The 21,080-nt window shown below is 52.1% G+C and carries 18 protein-coding genes; 15 read left to right on the top strand and 3 right to left on the bottom strand.

Annotation, left to right across the window (positions count from 1 at the left end):
- Window positions 1-37 precede the first annotated feature (37 nt).
- The gene (locus HEQ50_RS12995; protein WP_168900362.1) at window positions 38-1,228 is read right to left on the bottom strand and encodes an AraC family transcriptional regulator; all 1,191 of its coding nucleotides are present in this window, start codon (window positions 1,226-1,228) and stop codon (window positions 38-40) included.
- 185 nt (window positions 1,229-1,413) lie between these two features.
- Between HEQ50_RS12995 and HEQ50_RS09915 the strand changes: the two genes are divergently transcribed.
- From HEQ50_RS09915 to HEQ50_RS09890, 6 genes are all read left to right on the top strand, one after another.
- Window positions 1,414-2,304 (top strand): DMT family transporter, encoded by an 891-nt coding sequence (locus HEQ50_RS09915; RefSeq protein ID WP_168900361.1) that lies wholly within the window; start codon window positions 1,414-1,416, stop codon window positions 2,302-2,304.
- Window positions 2,305-2,404: 100 nt separating this feature from the next.
- Window positions 2,405-3,001, top strand: coding sequence for a pentapeptide repeat-containing protein (locus HEQ50_RS09910; protein ID WP_168900360.1), 597 nt, complete (start codon window positions 2,405-2,407; stop codon window positions 2,999-3,001).
- A gap of 356 nt (window positions 3,002-3,357) precedes the next feature.
- Complete coding sequence (locus tag HEQ50_RS09905) at window positions 3,358-4,848, top strand: hypothetical protein (RefSeq protein WP_168900374.1); 1,491 nt, start codon at window positions 3,358-3,360, stop codon at window positions 4,846-4,848.
- A 9-nt stretch (window positions 4,849-4,857) separates the two neighbouring features.
- A complete protein-coding gene (locus tag HEQ50_RS09900) occupies window positions 4,858-5,865 on the top strand; it encodes a hypothetical protein (protein ID WP_168900359.1) in 1,008 nt (335 codons plus the stop codon).
- 1 nt (window position 5,866) lies between these two features.
- Window positions 5,867-8,998 (top strand): SbcC/MukB-like Walker B domain-containing protein, encoded by a 3,132-nt coding sequence (locus HEQ50_RS12820; protein WP_232842733.1) that lies wholly within the window; start codon window positions 5,867-5,869, stop codon window positions 8,996-8,998.
- Entirely contained in the window at window positions 8,982-9,794 is an 813-nt protein-coding gene (locus tag HEQ50_RS09890) for a DUF2399 domain-containing protein (protein ID WP_168900358.1), read from the top strand. The genes HEQ50_RS12820 and HEQ50_RS09890 overlap by 17 nt, the downstream gene beginning before the upstream one ends.
- Before the next feature lie 92 nt (window positions 9,795-9,886).
- On the opposite strand, the gene HEQ50_RS09885 is transcribed toward HEQ50_RS09890, so the two are convergent.
- The gene (locus HEQ50_RS09885; RefSeq protein WP_168900357.1) at window positions 9,887-10,786 is read right to left on the bottom strand and encodes a hypothetical protein; all 900 of its coding nucleotides are present in this window, start codon (window positions 10,784-10,786) and stop codon (window positions 9,887-9,889) included.
- A 205-nt stretch (window positions 10,787-10,991) separates the two neighbouring features.
- On the opposite strand from HEQ50_RS09885, the gene HEQ50_RS09880 reads away from it, so the two are divergent.
- The 4 genes from HEQ50_RS09880 (at window position 10,992) to HEQ50_RS09865 (ending at window position 13,424) form a co-directional block, all read left to right on the top strand.
- Window positions 10,992-11,510: a helix-turn-helix domain-containing protein gene (locus HEQ50_RS09880; RefSeq protein WP_168900356.1), complete on the top strand. Its 519-nt coding sequence runs from the start codon at window positions 10,992-10,994 to the stop codon at window positions 11,508-11,510.
- Window positions 11,511-11,650: 140 nt separating this feature from the next.
- Entirely contained in the window at window positions 11,651-12,028 is a 378-nt protein-coding gene (locus tag HEQ50_RS09875) for a nuclear transport factor 2 family protein (protein ID WP_168900355.1), read from the top strand.
- 67 nt (window positions 12,029-12,095) lie between these two features.
- On the top strand, window positions 12,096-12,953 hold the full coding sequence (locus tag HEQ50_RS09870; RefSeq protein WP_168900354.1) for an NAD(P)H-binding protein: 858 nt from the start codon (window positions 12,096-12,098) through the stop codon (window positions 12,951-12,953).
- A gap of 39 nt (window positions 12,954-12,992) precedes the next feature.
- The gene (locus tag HEQ50_RS09865; protein ID WP_168900353.1) at window positions 12,993-13,424 is read left to right on the top strand and encodes an Rrf2 family transcriptional regulator; all 432 of its coding nucleotides are present in this window, start codon (window positions 12,993-12,995) and stop codon (window positions 13,422-13,424) included.
- A 53-nt stretch (window positions 13,425-13,477) separates the two neighbouring features.
- Here the strand turns inward: HEQ50_RS09865 and HEQ50_RS09860 are convergent, their stop codons facing one another.
- Window positions 13,478-14,008, bottom strand: coding sequence for a TetR/AcrR family transcriptional regulator (locus HEQ50_RS09860; RefSeq protein WP_168900352.1), 531 nt, complete (start codon window positions 14,006-14,008; stop codon window positions 13,478-13,480).
- A gap of 150 nt (window positions 14,009-14,158) precedes the next feature.
- Between HEQ50_RS09860 and HEQ50_RS09855 the strand changes: the two genes are divergently transcribed.
- The 5 genes from HEQ50_RS09855 to HEQ50_RS09835 form a co-directional block, all read left to right on the top strand.
- Window positions 14,159-14,788 carry a GNAT family N-acetyltransferase gene (locus HEQ50_RS09855; RefSeq protein WP_168900351.1) on the top strand — a complete coding sequence of 210 codons (630 nt, stop codon included), beginning with the start codon at window positions 14,159-14,161 and terminating at the stop codon, window positions 14,786-14,788.
- 159 nt (window positions 14,789-14,947) lie between these two features.
- Entirely contained in the window at window positions 14,948-16,834 is a 1,887-nt protein-coding gene (locus HEQ50_RS09850; RefSeq protein ID WP_168900350.1) for a glycoside hydrolase family 2 TIM barrel-domain containing protein, read from the top strand.
- The gene (locus tag HEQ50_RS09845) at window positions 16,818-17,786 is read left to right on the top strand and encodes a beta-galactosidase small subunit (RefSeq protein ID WP_168900349.1); all 969 of its coding nucleotides are present in this window, start codon (window positions 16,818-16,820) and stop codon (window positions 17,784-17,786) included. The genes HEQ50_RS09850 and HEQ50_RS09845 overlap by 17 nt, the downstream gene beginning before the upstream one ends.
- A 156-nt stretch (window positions 17,787-17,942) precedes the next feature.
- Entirely contained in the window at window positions 17,943-19,934 is a 1,992-nt protein-coding gene (locus HEQ50_RS09840) for a sodium:proton antiporter (protein ID WP_168900348.1), read from the top strand.
- Window positions 19,935-20,210: 276 nt separating this feature from the next.
- On the top strand, window positions 20,211-21,080 hold an 870-nt coding region (locus HEQ50_RS09835), incomplete at its 3' end, for a transposase (protein WP_168900347.1).

Genomic DNA, 21,080 nt, shown 5'->3' with positions numbered 1-21,080 from the left:
TCTTCAAACAATTATTAAAGATGGCAGTTATTAGTAATCAGCCAACGTTGATGTTGGTGAAGTTATAGAGGTGCCAACCATCCGTCAGATGTGGATTGTTCCGCGCCTTGTTGGGCGGGCACCCCACGAATCGTTTGAACTCGCGGGTGAGATGGGCCTGATCGGCAAAGTTGAGAATGGCCGCAATTTCCGAGAGGGGAAGGGTTGTCGTCTGGAGGATTTCGATCACGCGGTTGATCTTGACGAGAATCTTGAACCGAGAGATGGTGACGCCAATCTCGGTGTGAAAGAGCGTGGACAGGTAGTGCGGCGACAGGCCGAGCTGATTGGCGAGCTGGCTAATCGTGACGTTGGCCTCGGGACTGTTCATGATGATCTGGTAAGCGCGTCGTACCGGGGCTGAGAGGTGCACGGCCTTGAGCTGGTGGACCCGTTGCGCCATGTCCTTGATCATGGTCTCAATGCCATTCATGACGTCATCGTAGGTGGTCAGCGTTTCCAGCGTGCGGACGTAGTGGTCATTGAGGGAGTAGGCTTGGTCGAAGTCCATCCCGGCGTGAATGGCCGCACGGAGGGTCACCGAGGTACTGATAATCCCCCAGTTCTTGATGTTACGCAAATTACTGCCGTCCGCGAGAATCCCAATCCGGCCGGAGTTCACCAGTCCGATAAAGGCATCGTGGACCATCGACGGTTTTCCCAGTTCTACGGCCGTCTTCAACGCTTTCTCGTAGGCGTAGCTGACGTGGGCGCCCTCATCCTCAAAGTTCACCAGGATGAGTTTATCGTTGAACTGATCGGAGGGGATGGCTTGATCAAAGGCCGCCGTGATATCGGCCACGTCAAGCGGCAACTGAATGAGCTCGGCCAACACCAAAACCTGGGTGATGCACTGTTGCCGTGGAATCGAGTAGGTACTCAACACCTGAGGAAGATAGATCGTGCGGGCGTCCGTACTGCTGGGTTGCCGGCTGGTCACATCGGTCAAGAGAACCGGCCCCAGAATGTAGGTGCGATCGGCTTGAATAAGACAAATGGAGAAGAGATTTTGACTGTGACGAAAGACGGTGATGGCCGCCTCACGGTTAGGAATCTCCTGAAAAATTGCCGTATAGGCCGCCGTCAGCAACTTTCCCTGTTTAAAGATGACTTCGGGATGATGCTGGAAGGTCTTGAAGACAACGACCGGGGCATTGATGGCAGCGAGATAATGGGTGGTTAAGGTCACGGGAGACACCTCACTTTCTTAAAGACAGTTAAACTATTTCAAGATATGTAAACGCGATATTGGGTATCGCCGCGGCGACTGAGAAATGTTAGAGCAACGGTTATTCAGATCAATTGGGCGCAGGCATCTCTTTAATCGGAGGCGTATAATAGAAGGGAGAAATTTAGTGAACGGAGTGGATTTTTTTGCGAAAGTTAGCACCATTCTTTGTGGCCCTAGGCGCGATTAGTTTTGGCGTGCCGGCCACACTGATGAAGATTGCCCGGAGTGAGGGTGTGGTCAATGGGCCACTGTTATTCTGGTCGTTTCTGAGCGCCGTGGTGATTCTTGGCGTGATTCATATTGCGCGGCGACGTTGGTTGCGGTATCAGCATACGAATTGGAAGCAGATTCTGGCGGTGATGGCCGCGGGGACGGCGTCTGGATTTACCAACACCTTCTACATTCAATCGTTGAAATTAATTCCGGTTGCGGCCGCCGCGGTCATGTTGATGCAGGCGGTTTGGCTGTCGGTCCTGCTCGGGAGCATCATTCACAAACGCCGACCGTCTCGTCTACAGGTCATCAGTATCGTGCTGGTCCTGATTGGCACGGTGCTGGCGGCGGGGCTCTTTCCAATCACGCAACCGTTGTCGGTATGGGGCTTGTTTCTGGCCTTCTTGGCGGCTTGCGCGTACGCTTGCACGATTCAGTTTACCGCGATGTTGGGGAACAATCTAGACCCCATGAGTAAGACGTGGCTGTTGTGTGTCGGCGCCTTTGTGCTGATTTCGGTCGTCTGGGGTCCGCAGATTATTTCGGCACCGGTGACGTTTGATACCGTCAAATGGGCGTTTTGGATTGCCATTTTCTCCATGGTGTTTCCGCTGGTGGCCTACTCGATCTTCATGCAGTATCTGGATCTCGGCATTGGGCCGATTCTCTCTTCACTAGAACTGCCGGCATCCATCACGATTGCCTTTCTGGTCTTGGGTGAACGCGTGGATTGGCTTCAGATTGTCGGGGTGCTGGTGATTATTGGCGCGGTCATTTTGCCCAACGTTTGGGGCATGCGACATCAGAATCAGTTACGGTAATTGTTTCATGTGAAACAACCAAAATCCTGCTCGGTGAGATTGCCGCGGCAGGATTTTTTCTATGGTATGCTGAGATTATTAAACACGAGGAGTGACGAGCATGGCAACGATAACAGATAAAACGGTGGCCCTGGATGACCTCGAGCCAGGAAATCACTACGTCAATTGTGACTTAACCTATTCTAATCAAGATATTCGCATGGAAGAGATCAGCTTCGACAAATGTCACTTCCAACAGACGGATTTTAAGGCCAGCGAATGGATGGACTGTACTTTCCAGGGCTGTCAATTTCTTAATTGCCAGTTCCGGCAAAGTTACCTGTATCGGTGTGCCTTTAAGGGGTGCCAGCTATTAGGGAGCGACTTCACCGGTGCGCGGCTAAAGGATACGACCATCGTCGACTCGCGGGCGGACTATGCGAACTTTGCGGAAGCCGTATTCACTGGCGTGACGCTAACCGACACCCGATTGTTAGAGGCTAGTTTTCAGATGATGACGGTTAAACGGTCTCTCAACTTTAACCGCTGCGACCTGACCCGCGCCGACTTCACGGAAAGTCGATTGAAGCTAGTGGATTTGCGGAGTAGCAATATTGACGCCTTGGCCTTTACGCCGGGTCTGGTTCGCGGTTGTAAGATTGATCCGCTGCAGGCCGTGACCTTTGCGGCGGCGCTGGGACTGGATATTCAGGATTGAGTGAAAAACGAGTAGCGGCCGAATTTAAAGGACGCTGCTCGTTTTTGCAGGGGCAATGAAGGCCGATGGAATCTGGTCTAACGTTGCCGCAGTTGCCCGGGTCCCCCAGTGGCTTAGGCAGATGCTGGCGGTCGCGCCGAGAATGATGATCGCGAGGATGAGTTTGATGACTTTTTGATTGATGGTGAAGGCCTCCTTGGTTGCGTTGAGGATAACAGGATTGGTAGGCGATAGCAAGTGCGGGAAATTTTAGCAAGAAATTCAGATTCTTTTGATCGTTGAACGCCTGTTCAGTAGACGCTGTTTGCCCCGTCCCGTATACTTAGAGCAGACTATCTTTAAAGGAGGCGGCCACCATCGCGGTCACGCTGGAAGCACCACTTAAAAACCTATTATTAGCCAGCAACTTGGGACTCAGTCGCGATCACCGGCTGGCGGGCTGGCACATTCTGACCATTTTGTACCACGACAGCGCGACCGGTGGGGTGCCGATCACGCTGGGGTATTTGGCGAAACGCTATAACGCTGACTATCTGGATACGGATGAAAAGCCGCTTAAAGATGACGTGTTGAAGCGTATTCTGGAGGTTCTCGGCGATCAGGCAAAGCTAATCGAGGTGTCGCCACGCAAGGTTCGGGTACAAATGAAGAGTGGCGGGTACCACACCCAGCAATCTTACGTTTATAAGATTACGAGTAGTGGGATTGAATATCTGTCGGCCATGCAGAAGGTGGTGGACGCCGATAACACGGTGACCGCCAATATTACGCGAATTAACGAATTCTGCCAGCTGGTTGAGAAGCTGTCAGTACCGGAATTGAAGGCGACGGACACGCAACTGTACAATGACTTTCAGAACATGGTGTCCGCTTACAATGATGTCATGAAGGGTATGCACAAGCTGGATGATGACCTGAGTGAGTTGGCCAACGACTTGGCGTTTAACCACGGTGGGGCGGCCGCCGAGAGTCTCCAGGGGATGCTGAAAGACAAGGCGATTCCGGCGTTTAGCCAATTACTCGATCAGGGTCCGCGACTCCAGGCCCTAGCGACCTCGGCTACCTTTAGTGAACGGGTGGCGCACAGCCAACAGGGCGATGATGACCTGGATACCGCCCATGCCGTGGGCGACCGCGCGAAAATGCTGTTGCGGTTTAACAAGTCACGGGAGTACGTGCAGCGCCAGTTGAACCGGTTGGCCGCGAGTTTTGATCCCAGTTCGAGCGCCATCGACAATAGTTTAGATACGGTGTTCCTGTTATTTCAGACCATTCTCAATGCCATTCGGTTGCTGAGTCAGGAGTACGATCACGTTCAGAACCAATCGGTGGATATTAAGGCCTTAACGGGGCAAATCGATCATTTGTTGACCCACTATCAAACGGTGACGATCCCCGCGCCGATTCCGCAACATTTACCGCAGGACCGGGTGAGTGTGGATCCCGCCGACTTGTTGGCGGCTAGCACCATGGGACCCGTGGTGTACACGGCGGTCAGCCAAGCGCAGACGAAGCTGACGGCTGCGGATAATCCCACGGTTGCCGCGGGTGAAGCCGACGCTGAAGATCATCAGGCGGGATTAACCGAATTCAAACGGCTGGTCATGCGTGATGCCAATCACGGCGTGGTTGATCATAGCCTGGCGTTAAAGACGATCCAAGCCCGTGATGAGCTGGTTCGCTTGTATGGCGCGACGGGTTACGATTATTTCACGAGTTTTGCCTTGTTTGGTCGGCCGCTACAACGCGTTACGGCCCTCAAAACGGGGGAGATTACGCTGCGATGTGCGGGGGAAAACTATGCCGTCACCTTGCCGAGTGGATTTGAATTTTGGTTTGAAGAGTAGGGGGAAACGATGAGTACGCTATATGGCACCGAACAATTAATTCTGAACGAGCTCTTTGATCACAGTATTTTCACCAGTACCATCACGTCCAAAACCACGCAGGCGAGAGCCGAGGCCATTAATGCCCTGAAACGACCGGCAACGCAGCAACGCCTAAATGCTTTTTTTAGGGACTTAGTCGGCGTAATTCCGAGTAATTTTCAGGAAAATCTTGTCTTCTTACCCGGGGAAAAGTGGTTGTCGCCGGAAGCGGTTCACATCCTATTGGCCACGTTAAAGGCCGTCATTAACCTACCTGAGCTCCAAAACACCCAGTTGGATCGCGTGGTAGATGTGAGAACTATCGTCCGCCAGGTCCACAGTGAAGTGGTGGAATTGGATGAAAAGGAAATTCGTCGACAGATTATCGCGTTGTTCGTTCAACGACTGGGGCTGTTTGCGGCGGATGAACCGGAAGCGGGGCCGGATGGGGATGATCAGGCCCAAGAAGTCGAGGAATATTGGGATGTCAGTCCGGATTTTAACTTCATCGCGCAGTGCTTGGTCAATCAATTGCAGGAAACCCAACAACTACCGGCATTGACGGCCGTGCAGCGGGTGAACCGGGCCTTACTGAATCAACGATATCTCGCCGCTTCCTCGCGACTCTGGCCCGATTTGGTGGCGCATAAGGCAGCTATCGCCGAGCAGTGGCGCCAGACCAATCGGTTCGTCCTGGAGTGTGGCGATGACTATGCCTTACTCCTGGATGAGCGCCGGACTCCTAGCACGGCCAAGCCATTTGTGATTGCGGTGGGTGTTGCGCGCTCACTAGGCGTGGGGATTCCCGCCGACCGATTGACAGCCCGGATTCATCAGATTGCGGAACAGGTCTTACCGGGATATGCCATCAACGTCAGTTTGGTTAAAGAAGCCCTTCACGACAACGCTTTAGCGCGCTTCCAAGACGGCTATATCATGGCGACCCCATTGGTTCACCGCTTTGCAATGCATACAACAGACAAAGGAGAAGACTAATATGCAGGGATTAGAACACCTCTCACCTGTCAGTTTTCATTTAAGAAATTTCAATAAGTATCGCACCTTAGATATGCCAGCGGCGGCCAATGGCAATCTGACGTTGATTGGCGAAAACGCCGCCGGTAAGACGACCCTGGCGAACTGCTTCTTTCCCATGCTGATTGACGGCTCGATTGCCACACCATCGTTTAATCCCGCCAAAGGAACGGACCGGGTCGACCGCACGACCGGTCCACGGAATAGTGCGCGGGACATGCGGACCTTTAACAGCATGCTATTGGGCTGGGGCCCCGGGGCGATGAAGGTCCGGACGGGCTATAGCTACCTCTTGCTCCGGTCGACCCAGCGACAGGTCATTTTGGGAATTGGTGCGCATCGAAATGTCAGCGAAAAACGCCAGCCCACGTGGTGGTTTGTCGTGACCACCACGGCTGTCACCACGCCGTTAACGTTGGTGACGACCGATGAAGCCGGGGCGAGTCTGGACTATTCGGACTTTGTCGTGGCCAACGAAGAGCTTGGGGACCGGATACATATTTTTAAATCAGTAGAGGAGTACCATCAATTCGTGGCCACCCAGATTTACGGGTTTACTAACGGCAGGGAATTGACGAAGTTAGCATCCGTCTATCGGTTGTTGGCGTCACCGATTTTGACGGCTGGCAATGCCCGTTTTACGCCGATTCGTGAGGCCCTGAAGAATGCGCAAGAGGGGATTGATTCGCAGATCATTAACGCGGTGGCCTCGGCGCAACGCGAGGTTAACCGGACAAATGGGAGTCTGCAACGGATTCATCGGGCCCAAGAACGCCTTCAGAAGATGAAGAAGGAAATCTTCTGGCGGAATCTGAATCTGATCGACGAGCGGATGCTACGAAGTTATAGCCAGACGCAGCATGACTATAAGGATAATCAGGAAAAATGCCTGCAGGCGAAGCAACGAATTGAAAAGCTCGATCAGCAATTGGTCTTATTGCAAAATAGTTTAGCAGAAAATGCGCAAACGCTGGAGCGGCTGCGCCAAGAAAAGACCAATCAGGCAAGCATTGCCGAGCAACGGCAAGATTGCGAAGAACGGCTGGCCAATTTAAAATGGCGCCTGCAGCAGTACCGGGCACAACGACAGCACTTGGATGATCTAGAGGACCAAGCCACGGCGGTTGCGAAACAATTGGCGAAACTAAAGGCCGAGAAAACGGCACTGCGCAATCAACAGTTGCGGCCACTCTTAACGGATTTGGCGACCCGGGCTAAGGGATTAACCGAGTTGACCGCAGTGGTGACGGAGGTTGATCCGGAGACAGTCGCGACGAAGTTGAAAGCCTATTTGCGCGAGCAACAGCAGGCTTGTCGGGCGTATCAGGCCGATGAGCGGGCTAAGCAAAATGTGAGTCAGGACGTTAAAATCGTGGTGGAGATGCAGTACCAACTGGCTGAACGGATTGATCAACACGCTAGTGGCGCGCTACAGTCGCGTGTGCGTAAGGATCTGCATCAGGATAACCGAGAGATTCACGAGGCTGGGGCGGCTAAAATGAATGTCGAGGTGCAACGGTTAGCCGCACATCAGCAGTCCTTGCTGGCCGCGCATAGCGATCTAAAGGCCAACTTGGCCGATCCAACGAAGCTAACGGACTTACAGGATCAGCGGCATCGCTTGACCGACATTTTGACCCAAATCGCCACGATCCAACGGGATTCCCAGCAGCAAGTGGAGAAACAAGCCGATTTAATTGGCCAAATTCAGTATGTGCAGGAGAATATGGAAGCCGACTTCGATGAAGACCGGGTGACCACGGAGATGGCCGAGGTTCAGCAGCGCCACGATGCCTTAAAGCTCGATCCAGATATCGATGACAAGTTAAATACTGCGGAGGCTGACCGTCAACGGTTGGCCAACCAGCAGCAGGAATTTGGGAGTCAAAAATCGCAAGCTGAAGGTGAAATTAAGACCACAGCGACCTTCATGGACCGACAGCATCAAACTTTAGTGGCGTTGCAACAGCAGATTGAACGAAATCTCCAGACGTTGGCCCCGTACCAACCGGCAGATTGCCAGTTGACCACGGCCGACGAGGTCTTGGCCTTTGTCCAGCAGCACGCCAGCACTGTTCGCAATAATCGGGTTGAAGACCTCTCAAATCAGATTGGAAAGCAAATTCACCGTAATAATCAAGATGGGGTTGATCGCAATGCCTTGGACACCGTCTTTGAGGAACGTGGATACACGGCCGAAGCTAGTGCCATGCGGCAGCAACACGCAATTAAAAAGAATGACCTCATCGTGGTTGCATTTGACATCAATCGGGCAATTGTCTTGATGAAGACGGATGAAGCCCACGTTGAGCAGGCCCTGACCGTTTTGAAGTCTGGCAACGATGCGGCGCAGAAGTACTATCTCACTTCCGCTGTCAGCACCATTACCACGCAATACGACCTCATTGACAGTTACAATCAGATGTTGAGCGAGGGCGTTAGTCGCGAGCAGAGTATTAAGTTACGCGTGGCTTTGACGCCGGCTAGTGTGACGGGAAAAGTCATCGAGGAAGCGCGTAACGCCCAGTTAACGGATCGGCCAGCTTTGGAGGCGGAAGTTGAAAATCGGTTAAATAAATTAGCGAAAGACTTGACGGTTGCCGATGACGACGACGCCTTTATGCAGAAGGCCCAAGAGATGCTGGACACGCGGCAGTGGTCGGACTTTAAGGTGCTCATCAAACGGCGCCAGAGTGACGAGAACCACTACGAAGAGGTAGACGATAAGTTTGTGCAATCCGGTGGGTCGGGTGCCGAGAAAGCCCAGGCCATGGTATTACCGCTACTCTTGGTGCCTAAGATGGTGCTACGGCAAGCGAAGCAGACGGATGCCCCTTATCTGGTCATGTTCGATGAGTTTGCCGATAAATTGGATCCTGAAACGGCCAAGTCCTTTGCGAAAACGATTGCCCGTTTTGGGTTTAATTTTATTGCGACGATGCCTGGTGGGGCGCAGAATAAGATCTTGGCGGATGGTGTGTCCAACATTGCCTACGAGGTGATTGCGCCGAAGTTAGAAAACGATCGACAGTTCCACTTGAATCGGGTACGGTCGGCGTTGATTTGGGGTGAGCCACATGAATCCGTATCGTAAGGCGTACGAACGGGCCACGGGACGAGCGGTACCAGCGGTTGCGGTGCCATTAGATAATTTATTTGCCAAGATGGCGACGGGGGATTTGTTACCGCCACGTGGGCAACAGGCGGTCGATGCCGGGTTAACGGCCCACAGCTTAAATGACCCGCAGGAAAATCCAGCGGTGTATGACTATTACCACTGGGTTATGACCACTTACTTTGCTGAAGCGCCGGTCAACGAGTTATCGGCCAAGTTAATTGGCATGGCATTTACATCTCTGAATATATTTCAAACGGATCTGCCCCAACCCCTGACCCTGAATCCGTGGCAGGCTACGGCGATGGCTGACTACCCGTTGCGAACCCAACGCGCAGTGGTGATTGAAAACAACGGGGTCTTTATCTGGCTAGCGCATCTGCATCCGGACTGGCCGCTGATTAACCAGGGTGGCAATGACTTTAACGCCGTTTACGTGACCTTAATTCAGCACTTGGAGACTCGTGGTGTGCAGTTGACGTATCTGGGAGACCTGGATAGTAAGGGCATTCAAATGGCAGATCACCTGTTTTGCCAGTTACGGTCCACGCCAATTGTGACTTTTTCGGCCCTGCAGTCACCGGCCAATGTGACCAAGTGGCTGGCTGTGAAGGGAAAACGGGGGACCCAACGCACGCGGCCCTTGACGGTGAAAACGCCCGTCTTCCAACGGGAACTGGATGCCGTAAATCTGGCCGGTAGATTTGTCGAACAGGAACAGTTAATCAGCGAATATGAGCGGTTGATTGACGATTGGGTGCAGGGGGATAAGTAAAGCCACTCTCAGTGATTAGTTGGCGTGAACCTATGTATGTTAAACAAATGACGAATTAAAAAGGGATTGCCCAAACGAGCAATCCCTTTTTGCTAGCCACTAACCCCGTCATACCCAATAAACGTGAAGTAGGTCTTCCCGCCGATCCGGTAGAGGCTATCGAAGGTTCCGGCGATGCCATTGTCTTCGTTACCCGCGTTGTGTTGGGGGTCGTGTAGATTCTTTAGCGTTAGGCGATATTGATAGGGACCAGAGTGGCTGACGCGCTTTGTTTTTAACCCCTTAATGTCATGGCTGAAGTAGAGCACCCGGTCGGGATCGTGAAAGTCAGTTTTGGTAATCTTCGCCATACCGGTCGGCTTCTGCATGAAGCCCAGTCCGGCGTTGGCCTTAGGATCGTATGTCATATATTCGAGGTAGCCATCGGGCGTCACCCGAATACTGGCCGTGGTGGTCTCCGTAGCACTCAGTGCGGCCTTGGCGCCGCCGAGATACAGGTCGCCGTGACTGTAGCCGGGCATGAAGTCCGGGGCGGCGATGCGTTTAAACGCCGTCAGTTTATCCGTCGCCTTGAGGGTGGCCTGAGGATCGTAAGCGCCGGCGCCGGGATCAATCGTGTAGCCGGCCGGTGCGCTCTGTTGGATGAGGGGGTAACTCAGCCGTGCCAAGTAAAGTTGCAGGGTGGGGACTAAAAAGTCACCGGACTTGGTACTCGTGAGATTTCCCGCTACCACCGTTCCGGCCGGGATGGTGAGATCGCGGCTGAGCGCGTGGCCCACTTTATGGGTCGGCACAAAGTTAACTTTAACTTTGATGGTTCGGGTGACCTCGAAATATTGACTGAGATTCAAGAAGTCGGTACTGGCCGTGAAATTACCGACCTTGACGAGGGCACTGGGCTTTTCGGTCTGCGCGTTGGTGGTGCGCGTACCAATCAGGAACGCGGCCAAACAGGCGACAATTCCAGCGCCAACTTTAAAGAATTTATGCATGCTACCATCCGGCCTCCTACGAGATTTTAGATACGTTTAGTATACCGGAAAGCCAACTATAAATAAACGAACAAATGTTCTTTTGTGGAAAATTCTGCGATTAACCCGGGTTATATTTTGGCGAAATAACCGGTGCAACCAAAGTGTGCGTGTGCCGGTTAGAAAAAACGGGTATGCTGAATTCAAGGATTGAGGAGGAGATTGGATGAAAATTGGGGAACAACTAAAGCAGCAGCGAGAGCAACGGGCCTGGTCACAACAGGACTTGGCGGATCGGTTAAAGATTTCCCAGCAGTCGATTTCGAAGTGGGAACAGGGAACGGCGCTACCGAGCTTTGCCAACATTATGCTGCTGAGCGAGGTCTTTGGTGTCACAATCGATGAGCTGATTCGGGAGGATGCTCGGTTGTTAAAACGATTGGAGCGACCGGTGACGGGTCCATTGAGCCTCATCATTTTAGGCGGTTTGGGTTTGGCCATTCTGTTAGCCCCACTCCTGCTCAGTCTACGGGTGTCGGTCGGTACAATGACGGATTGGGCGCAGACCCCGCTGTTTATTGGGATCATTGGGTTGTTGGTGCTCGTTTATCAGCGACAGCGACAGGGGCGCTACCCGTTATCCCGTTGGGTGATTGGACTAGCCGTTCTGATTATGGCGCTGCTGGTGCCACAGGTGGCTGATACGATTGTTGGCTTTGGCGCGGGGTTACGTGGGATTAATTAAAGAGAGGGTCGCAGAGCTGACAAAATTTTTGTCAGTTTTTTTGAGCAACCTGTTGACTTTAGATTAACAAGTCGTTATGATAATCCCTGTGCTTTAGAAAGCAACAGCAACAACAATTCATTTAAAGAGGCTGATTTAATATGACCAACAAACAACGTGCATTAGATTATTTAAAGGCGGCATTCGTCGACAAGGATTTAGCTAAAGTAGAAACTTTTCTAGGAGACCACTGGACACAACATAACCCCAACGTTCCCGATGGCCTGGAAGCACTGCGGGGAATCATCGCGGGAAATGAGATTAATTGGCAACCGAGCATTGTCATGGAGGAGGGCGATATTGTCGCCGTTCACGGCCGTTATACCAACCTCTTCGGTAAGACGATGATTGGGGTAGACTTCTTCCGTTTTGATGAAAACGGCAAGATGAATGAACACTGGGATGTGTTGCAAGAGGAAGTTCCAGCCAGCAAGACCGCTAGCGGCAACGCCATGTTCCCCATCATTCCGCAAAAATAACCCGGGAAATTTTAACCCGGTTGTTGCAATCTAAATAACAGATGCTAAAATAAGGAGATAATTAATTATGAAATATGCCATTTCTGCGGCGACCGGTCATTTTGGCCAGATCGTCATCCAACAGTTATTAAAGTCCGTTCCAGCCAGCGATATCATCGCAATTGTTCGTAACGCCAAGAAGGGCCATCTGACTCTGCCCGATAGCATCACGATTCGGCAGGCCGATTATACCGACGAAGCAGCCCTTGAGACGGCATTGACGGGGATTGATCGCTTGCTGTTCATTTCGTCGGTACCCGGTGGTGCGGTTCCCCGTCAGCAGCAACACGCTAACATGGTAAAAGCGGCGCAAGCGGCCGGTGTCGGCTATGTGGCCTACACCAGCTTTGCCAAGGCGGATACGGCCCAATCGCCACTATCCGTTGATCATGTTGCCACGGAAAAGATGATCACGGCCAGCGGATTAGCACACAGTTTCTTGCGAAATGCCTGGTATCTGGAAAATGAAACCAGCTACCTGCAGGCCGGCGCCGAAGGAAAGTCCAGCGTTTACGCGGCTGGTGCCGGGCAGATTAGTTTTGCGTTGGAACGGGAGTATGCCGAAGCCGCGGCGAAGGTCTTGCTGATGGCGGAGCCCCAAACAGTGTATGAATTTGGTGGGCAACCACGGACCTATGCTGATTTGGCCGCTGCCGTTGATCAGGCGATTGGCCGACCGGTGACTTTCCAGTCGGTATCCGTAGCCGATTACCGTCAAGCGTTGTTGACAAGCGGCATGGCCCCCGAGATGGTCGATGTTTTTGCCAGCATGCAACAGATGATGAAGGATAATGAATTAAAGGTGCCAGCCACTGATCTGGAAACCGTCTTGGGCCGGTCATTGACGCCGCTCCCCACTGCGATTAATGAAATTTTGCAGCGTTAGGTCGGATTAGGGGTGGTCACCGAATTGGAGGAACGATAAATGAAATATTCTTACAAATTAAGTGATGCCATCCACATCCTGGTCTATATTCACATTGCGCCCAAGGGATTACTCGATAGCACGACTATCGCGACGAGTGTGGAGTCTAATCCCAGCGTGGTGCGCCGGTTGATGGCGACACTGAAGAAGGCCGGCTTGATTGACAGTCGGGCTGGCACGGCCGAACCCAAATTGGCTCGGCCGGCCGCTGAGATTTCGCTTCTCGATGTGTTTCGGGCGGTCGAACCGAATTCGGCCTTACTTCACGTTGATCCGCGGACCAATTCAGATTGTCCGGTCGGCGCGCACATTCAACAAACCTTGGACGGTGCTTACAGCCGGATTCAGCGCGCGGCCGAAGACGAGATGCGACAGTTGACCATTCAAGATATGGTCGCGGATATTCAGTTGCGTAATCAGCACGTTGGCTAGTGATATTTAGAAAGCAAACAGCGAATTGACCGGTCGGCCAATTCGCTGTTTTTTTAGATTCGTTCAATGATATTAGTGACGACGGTCGTTAGTTCGGATTGTGAAATACGGCCGTGAGTCAACCAATCCGTCAAGACACCGATGATGCCATTGACCGAGCAAACGACGTCGTAGTAGTCCTGGGGATTTTGACGGTCGAGGTGTTCGAAGGCTAGAACCTTCTCGACTAGTTTTGCTTTAAGCCGATCGATCGTTTGGTGATCGCTGGATTGGGTGATGAGTTCGAAAAGCTCCCGGTGCGCGACAACGTAGCGAATACAAGCGGTCGCTAGTTCACTGAAACTAGCCGTGCTATCGGCGGGATAGGTCTGGGTCAGTTCTTGTAGCAGTGTGGCAATGGTTTCACTGACAATCTGGTTGTAGCAATCATAGATGTCATCGTAGTGGAGATAGAAGGTGCTGCGTGAAATGTCGGCCTGTGCGATAATGGTCGCCACACGAATCTTGGCCAAAGGTTGCGTCTTTAACTGTGCAATTAAAGCCTGCTTGATGGCATGTTGCGTTTTACGAATACGACGATCCAAAGGAAACCTCCTTATTTTAACGGATACTTTATTGGAATTTGTCCAGAAACGGACAGTTAGGCGGTAACTGTTCTAGCGTTTGTTCCTACAGCGAGTATAGTACACAACTGTACAGTAATATACAAGCGTTTTAAAAGGGAGGAAGTTTAGATGGAATTTAGACCAGCAATTCGTTCGGACTTAGCCGGATTGGTTCAGTTGCTAACGCGGGCCTTTCACGCCTACCCAACATTTACGATGGCTTTTCGTCCACGGTTTCGGGGGACCGCGGGCTACGACCAGTTTCTGAACGATTACTTCGTCATGGATTTGTTGATTTACTGGCGTAAAGGAAAACTAGTAGTGGCTGAAGAGCAAGGTCAATTAGTTGGAATTGGGGTGATGGCGGCAGCCAGTGTGCAACCAACGTGGTGGGATTATGTTCGCTCAGGCGGTTTGCGGCTGGTGTGCCCCTATCTATGGCATCGTCGCGGTAGCCTAGCTGAGATTAGTCGTGCGGATGGGATGACACGATCACCACGGGATGCATGGACACTGGTTTACTTTGCGGTTGATCCCGCTTTTCAAGGCCGGGGAGTGGGAACGCGGCTACTCAAGCAGCAGATTATCCCAACGGTGCGTGCGGCCGGGGCCAAGCGCCTGACATTGGTGACCAATACGCAACGCAACGTGCAGTACTATGCCGATCAAGACTTTCAGGTGGTGACGCACCATCAGGTAGAAAGTCAGGGCATTAAGGTGTTTAACTGGCAGCTCATGCGGTCAATCACAGCTCCATAAGTTTTAGGCAAGGCCTGAGAGAGGCGCTCGGGCTTTTTGATTGCCGAAATGGAAGTTAACCGGATTCAGCGGCTTTTTCGGCCGACAAAGTCACGCAATCATCTGGGGCGTTGTATAATGAACCTATTGTAACCGCTTCAGAAAGGAAGTCTCAAATAGATGAAAGCAGATTTGCGTTGGCTAGATGATCCACAGACCTTTCGGATCAATCAAGTCCCAGCACACAGTGACCATCGCGGCTACGCGACTTTAGCGGAAGCCACGGCCCACCACAGTCGTTTCGTTCAGAGCCTGGATGGGCAGTGGGCCTTTCAGTTTGCCCGCGATCCCCAGCATCGCCCGGTCGGCTTCTATCAGCCAGATTACGATCGCACGGACTTTGACCGGCTCACGGTTCCGGGCCACATTGAGTTGGCTGGTTACGGTCAGATTCAGTACATCAACACGGCCTATCCTTGGGAAGGCAAGCACTACCGGCGGCCGGCCTACAGTCGGGGTGCGGACCAACCCGAACAGGGAATGTTCAGCACCGATCCCGAAAATACCGTGGGCGCTTACGTCAAACGGTTCACCCTGGCGCCGGCCTTGCAGGACAAACGCGTCAGCATTGAATTTGATGGCGTCGAGCAAGCCATGTTCCTGTGGCTCAACGGCCAATTTGTCGGGTATGCCGAGGATAGTTTCAGTCGGTCGGAATTTGATTTGACCCCGTACTTACAGCCGGGGGAGAACCTGTTGGCCGTAGAGGTCTTTAAACACAGTACGGCGGCCTTCCTCGAGGACCAAGACATGTTCCGGTTCTCCGGCATCTTTCGCAGTGTCCGGTTGGTCGCCAAGCCGGCGCTGCATCTGGAGGACCTGACGATCCGGGCCGGGGCTGATGCGGCCTTAACGACCGGTCAGCTGGCGCTCACGCTACGTCTGTCGGCAGCTAACAAATTGGCCGGTGCCGTTCAGATCAGCTTGTTGGATGCATCGGGACAACCCCTGTGGACGGCTGAACGTGATGCGGCCGCGACCATCCAGCTAACGACCGAATTGCCGCACGTCCACCTCTGGTCCCATCACGACCCGTACCTTTATCGGTTACAGGTCACGTTACATAATCCGGCGGGCGAATGCGTTGAGGTCGTGCCTTATCCAGTCGGATTTCGACGATTGGAAATGAAGGACAAGGTCATCACGTTGAATGGTCAACGGCTCATCATCAATGGGGTCAATCGCCATGAGTGGGATGCTCACCGCGGCCGCGCCGTGACGTTAACCGATATGAAGCATGATCTACGGATCTTTCACGCCAATCACATCAACGCCGTGCGGACCTGCCACTACCCGGATCAGCCGATTTGGTATGATCTGTGCGACCGTGAGGGTATCTATATGATGGCGGAGAACAATCTCGAAACGCACGGGACGTGGCAGAAGATGGGCGCCGTGGAGCCGTCCTATAACGTTCCCGACGACCTGCCGCAGTGGCAACTGGCCGTGCTCGATCGGGCCAAGAGCAACTATGAGATGTTTAAGAATCATCCGGCCATCTTATTCTGGTCGTTGGGGAATGAATCCTACGCGGGCGAGGATCTGGTTGCGATGGATGCCTACTACCATCACGTTGATCCGACGCGGCTGACGCATTACGAGGGCGTCTTCCAGAATCGGGTCTACGCCGATCGGATCTCCGATGTCGAGAGCCGGATGTACAATCCGCCCCGTGAGATTGAGAAATACTTGCAGAATGCGCCAGCGAAACCCTTCTTGGATTGTGAATACATGCATGACATGGGCAATTCGCTGGGCGGCATGGCCAGCTATGATGCCTTGTTGGACCGCTATCCCATGTATCAGGGCGGCTTCATCTGGGACTTCATTGACCAAGCGCTCTGGGTTAAAGACGACGTAACCGGTCGGCCCGTCCTCCGCTATGGTGGGGATTTTGACGACCGGCACAGTGACTATGAATTCTCCGGGGATGGTCTGCTCTTTGCGGATCGAACCCCGAAGCCAGCTTTACAGGAGGTGCGCTATTACTATGGCCAACACGACTAATTTAAATCTAACCTTTGGCGACGTCACGTTGGGTGTGAGTGGCGCGCGTTTTCGCTATATCTTTGCCTACGATCGCGGTGGTCTAGAATCGCTGGTTCGTGATGGTAAAGAATGGCTGTACCGCACGCCGGTCCCGGTCTTTTGGCGGGCTACAACCGATAACGACCGGGGCAACGGCTTCTCCCAGCGCTCGGCGATGTGGCTGGGTGCGGATCTCTTTACACACTGTACCCACGTGGCGGTTGCGGTGGATGGTCAAGCGATTCCGTTACCGATTGCGCCGGAAAATAATCGATACACCGATCATGAGACCGCTGAAAAGGTGGCCATTACCTTTACCTACACTACGCCAACCGTTCCGGCGACCACGGTTGATATCACCTATGAGGTTATCGCGGGTGGTGGCCTAACGGTGGCCGTTCATTACCACGGTGCAGCGGGTCTACCGGAGCTCCCCGCATTGGGCTTGCGGATCGTCATGCCCACGCTGGCCCAGGGCTTTGACTATCAAGGCCTCTCCGGGGAAACCTATCCGGATCGCATGGCGGGCGGACAACCCGGGACTTATCACGTGGCTGGCCTGCCGGTGACGCCGTATTTGGTACCACAAGAGTGTGGCATGCACATGGCGACCGATTGGGTGACGGTGACGCGCGAACGGACGCTCAATAACGCCGATCCCAACCATCAAGCCTTTCAGTTGACGGTCCGTGAACACGGTACGCCGTTTGCTTTCAGTGCGTTGCCTTACACGCCAGCCGAGTTGGAAAACGCCACTCATCAAGAAGAGTTACCAGCGCCGCGGCGAACAGTCTTGACGATTTACGGTGCCGTCCGGGGCGTTGGCGGCATTGATAGCTGGGGCGCCGACGTTGAGCCGCAATACCATCTTGCCGGGGATACGGACCACAGCTTTCAGTTTGAAATTGTCGCCGGTGACGCGCAGGTATGAATGGTTTAAGTAAGAAACTTAAAATGGGCAATGAAATGATTGTCGCAAAATAATCCATCGGACTGCTATAATGAATGGCAGCGATGCGCAATAGCTGAGTTAGAGATTTGTTGAAAATTTCTAACTCAGTTTTTCTTGGGATAGGTGGTCGATCAAATGAAATTGGTATTTTTAGTCTTAATGTTATTGCTTGCGGTTATTGGTGGTCATGTGCTCAGTCAGCACTGTCCGCGGATTCCACAACCATTTTTCTTAATGGGTTTGGGACTGGTGTTTGCCTTTTTCCCGCTGTATCAAGGTTTCCAATTTAGCCCGGATGTCTTTACCTTCGCCATTATCGCGCCCTTGATGTATAACGAGTCAGAAAATGTGTCGCGCTACTGGGTTGGCCGGGGAATCGTCAATATTTTTTCATTGGCCATTGTGCTCGTGATTTTGACAGTTCTGTTGGTGGGCGTTGGGGTTCATGGGTTATTTCCCATCTTCCCGTTGAGTCTGGCTTTCGCGTTATGTGCGGTCGTGACGCCAACCGATGCGTCTGCGGTGAGTGCCATCACACCGGCTAGCGAGGAGTATCGGGTCCCCCAAACAATTTTACGAAATGAATCCCTCTTTAATGATGCCTCGGGGATTGTCGCATTTGATTTAGCTTTGGCGACCTATATCTCCGGTAAATTTGCCGTGAGTACTGCATTGTTGGCATTTGGTAAGGAGTTCTTGGGTGGCTTGTTATTGGGGGCCATTCTGGGATTAGGTATCGCATGGGTGCGGCAACAATTGATTCACTGGGGAGATAATTCGCCCATGGTGTTGGTGACCATTGAGCTGGTGACGCCATTCATCCTGTATTATTTGGCAGACGAGCTCGGTCTTTCGGGAATTCTCGCGGTTGTTGCGGCAGGATTGATTCAGGGAGCAGAACGAGAACACCTACGCTTAACGTCGAGCCGCATGCAATTAGTCAGCGCCAATGTTTGGGAAATGATTAACGGGATTCTGTCCAGTCTGGTCTTTGTGCTGTTGGGCATCTCCCTGCCCAGGGTGTTACAAGCGCTTCGCCAAGCCAATCCAAATTTGTGGTGGCGCTTAACGTTGGCGGGGGCTTTCATCTATGGTGCCAAGTTTTTCATTCGATTAATTTGGTCGCGCTACTTCGTGTGGATGCATAAGCCTAGCCGGCATCGTTGGATGGATAGTTGGCTGATGGCCTTGAGTGGCGCCAATGGGACCATTACGTTGGCGTTGGCCTTCTCCTTACCTCTGATGATTAAGGGCCAACCGTTTGCCTTGCGTAGTGCCTTGATATTTACGGCAACGGTGGTCATCCTGTTGAGTCTCTTGACGCCGACGCTGGTCTTACCGCGCCTCTTGAAGACGGGGCCCACAGCAGCGGAATCAACGCTTGATTGGAATCGGCGGTTGAAATTAGCCGCGATGTCAGCACTTACTAAACGGCAGGACCATCCGAGCGAAACACAGATTGTGTTGGATGCTTTGCGGCAGCAATTTCAGGGCGAGCAGGTGCCACATCGCCGCCAGCAACGTGCCCTTTTTCGCCAAGCGGATGCCGCAGAACGCCAAGCCGTGACGGGGTTACGTGAACAGGGAAGCGTGACTGAAGTGGGATATACTTACTACCTGCGTTTTCTAAGATACAGCCGGTTCACCGTGGATCAGCGATGGTGGAAAAATCTAATCTTGCGGATTTGGTTCAGCATCCACATGGGACGGCGATACCGTGATATCCAAAAGGCACAAGATACATTTATGACGTCGCCCTTGGTCATGGAACAATTGTACTGGCAGCAACAGTTTGAGCAACGTGGTGAGGCGATCCAGCCGGTTGAAGAAGTCGGCTATCAAGCCGCTTTGACGGCCCTGCAACGTTTAAAAACGATCGAAAACCGAACCGCCGTTGACGTGATTGAACGCTACTATCACGAACGGCATCGTCGGTTGAGCTGTCCATCCGTTGATCCCAACGTGGTCTATCAATTGTTCCTAGCGGCTTTCCATACCGAATATGAGTGTATCCAAGAGACGCTCGCGGCTGGCGAGATCACAGCGGCGGTTGCTGAAGACCTGCAGCAGCAGATTGTGTTTGACGAGATGAGTTATCTTCAGAATCGATCGGCTTTTCTGGTCTAACGTCGGGAGTAACTAGCGGCTACGTGTAGGATAAGACGGGCAAGTTACTCCCGGTTGCCTCAATGAAAAAAAGTTATTGGGCCAGTCGTGATATTCAATCACGGCTGGCCTTTTCGTATGGCCGCTGACAAGGAAAATTATTTAGAAATTAAGTAGAATACCTTTGATTTCAATCAAAGGATGAATGCAAAACTTTAATCTTTTATAAAACATACGTTCCCCTTTTTGAGCCCAGCATGTGCTATACTTAATCCAATCTTTCGGGGAGGTGAAATCATGGCGATGTTAGGACGAACACTGAAGATTAGACTCTATCCCAACGCAATTCAAGCTACCCAACTATTAGAAATGAGTCGAGAATATCAACGTCTAGCTAATTTAGTCAGCCAATGGGTATTTGATCACGACTTTCCATTGAATAGTTTAAAGATCAATCATGCCCTGTACAAAGTATTCCGACGAGAATCGCCACTGAACAGTCAAATGATTCAATCTGTTTTTAGAACGGTGGTCGCGCGGTACAAAACAGTTCTGGCACAGATGAAGCAACACCCCTATTGCTATCAAGATGACGATAAGAAGTGGGTACGCGTCACTAAAGACTTGACATGGCTGTTTAAGCCACTTCATTTTTCTCGTCCACAAGCAGATTTTGTTCGGCAAAGCAATTACTCTTTTGTTAACAGTTTGACTGAAATTTCTCTAACGACTCTTGAAAAAAGAACGAAGATGCCCTTTACTATCAAGGGATTCAAGCAATACTTCCAGAACGGTTGGAAGCTGGGAACGGCAAAACTAGTACACAGCAGAGGCAAATGGTACTTACACATCGGCATCACCAAAGAGGTCGCGGACTTCGATTCAACAGCCCCATCTCAGGTCGTGGGCATTGATCGAGGATTACGTTTTCTGGCAACCACTTTTGATCAACAAGGGAAAACGAGATTCTTTGATGGAGAAAAAGTCCTCTTAAAACGTCACAAATTCCAGAAAATACGAACAGAACTACAGCATCGTGGGATCAAATCAGCGAAGAAAAAACTGAAACAGTTACAGCAACGAGAGAACCGCTGGATGACTGACATCAATCATCAGCTATCTAAGACACTCGTTACGTTGTACGGCCCCCAAACGCTCTTTGTCCTG

The organism is Lactobacillus sp. HBUAS51381 (assembly GCF_012641095.1).
Taxonomy (GTDB): domain Bacteria; phylum Bacillota; class Bacilli; order Lactobacillales; family Lactobacillaceae; genus Levilactobacillus.
This window is presented reverse-complemented; position numbering and strand designations above follow the sequence as displayed.

Bases quoted from the DNA above. Each gene is read 5' to 3' on its own strand.
- HEQ50_RS09910 (WP_168900360.1), top strand. From the start codon at position 2,405: ATGGCAACGATAACAGATAAAACGGTGGCCCTGGATGACCTCGAGCCA.
- HEQ50_RS09900 (WP_168900359.1), top strand. From the start codon at position 4,858: ATGAGTACGCTATATGGCACCGAACAATTAATTCTGAACGAGCTCTTT.
- HEQ50_RS12820 (WP_232842733.1), top strand. From the start codon at position 5,867: ATGCAGGGATTAGAACACCTCTCACCTGTCAGTTTTCATTTAAGAAAT.
- HEQ50_RS09890 (WP_168900358.1), top strand. From the start codon at position 8,982: ATGAATCCGTATCGTAAGGCGTACGAACGGGCCACGGGACGAGCGGTA.
- HEQ50_RS09885 (WP_168900357.1), bottom strand. From the start codon at position 10,786: ATGCATAAATTCTTTAAAGTTGGCGCTGGAATTGTCGCCTGTTTGGCC.
- HEQ50_RS09880 (WP_168900356.1), top strand. From the start codon at position 10,992: ATGAAAATTGGGGAACAACTAAAGCAGCAGCGAGAGCAACGGGCCTGG.
- HEQ50_RS09875 (WP_168900355.1), top strand. From the start codon at position 11,651: ATGACCAACAAACAACGTGCATTAGATTATTTAAAGGCGGCATTCGTC.
- HEQ50_RS09870 (WP_168900354.1), top strand. From the start codon at position 12,096: ATGAAATATGCCATTTCTGCGGCGACCGGTCATTTTGGCCAGATCGTC.
- HEQ50_RS09865 (WP_168900353.1), top strand. From the start codon at position 12,993: ATGAAATATTCTTACAAATTAAGTGATGCCATCCACATCCTGGTCTAT.
- HEQ50_RS09855 (WP_168900351.1), top strand. From the start codon at position 14,159: ATGGAATTTAGACCAGCAATTCGTTCGGACTTAGCCGGATTGGTTCAG.
- HEQ50_RS09850 (WP_168900350.1), top strand. From the start codon at position 14,948: ATGAAAGCAGATTTGCGTTGGCTAGATGATCCACAGACCTTTCGGATC.
- HEQ50_RS09845 (WP_168900349.1), top strand. From the start codon at position 16,818: ATGGCCAACACGACTAATTTAAATCTAACCTTTGGCGACGTCACGTTG.
- HEQ50_RS09840 (WP_168900348.1), top strand. From the start codon at position 17,943: ATGAAATTGGTATTTTTAGTCTTAATGTTATTGCTTGCGGTTATTGGT.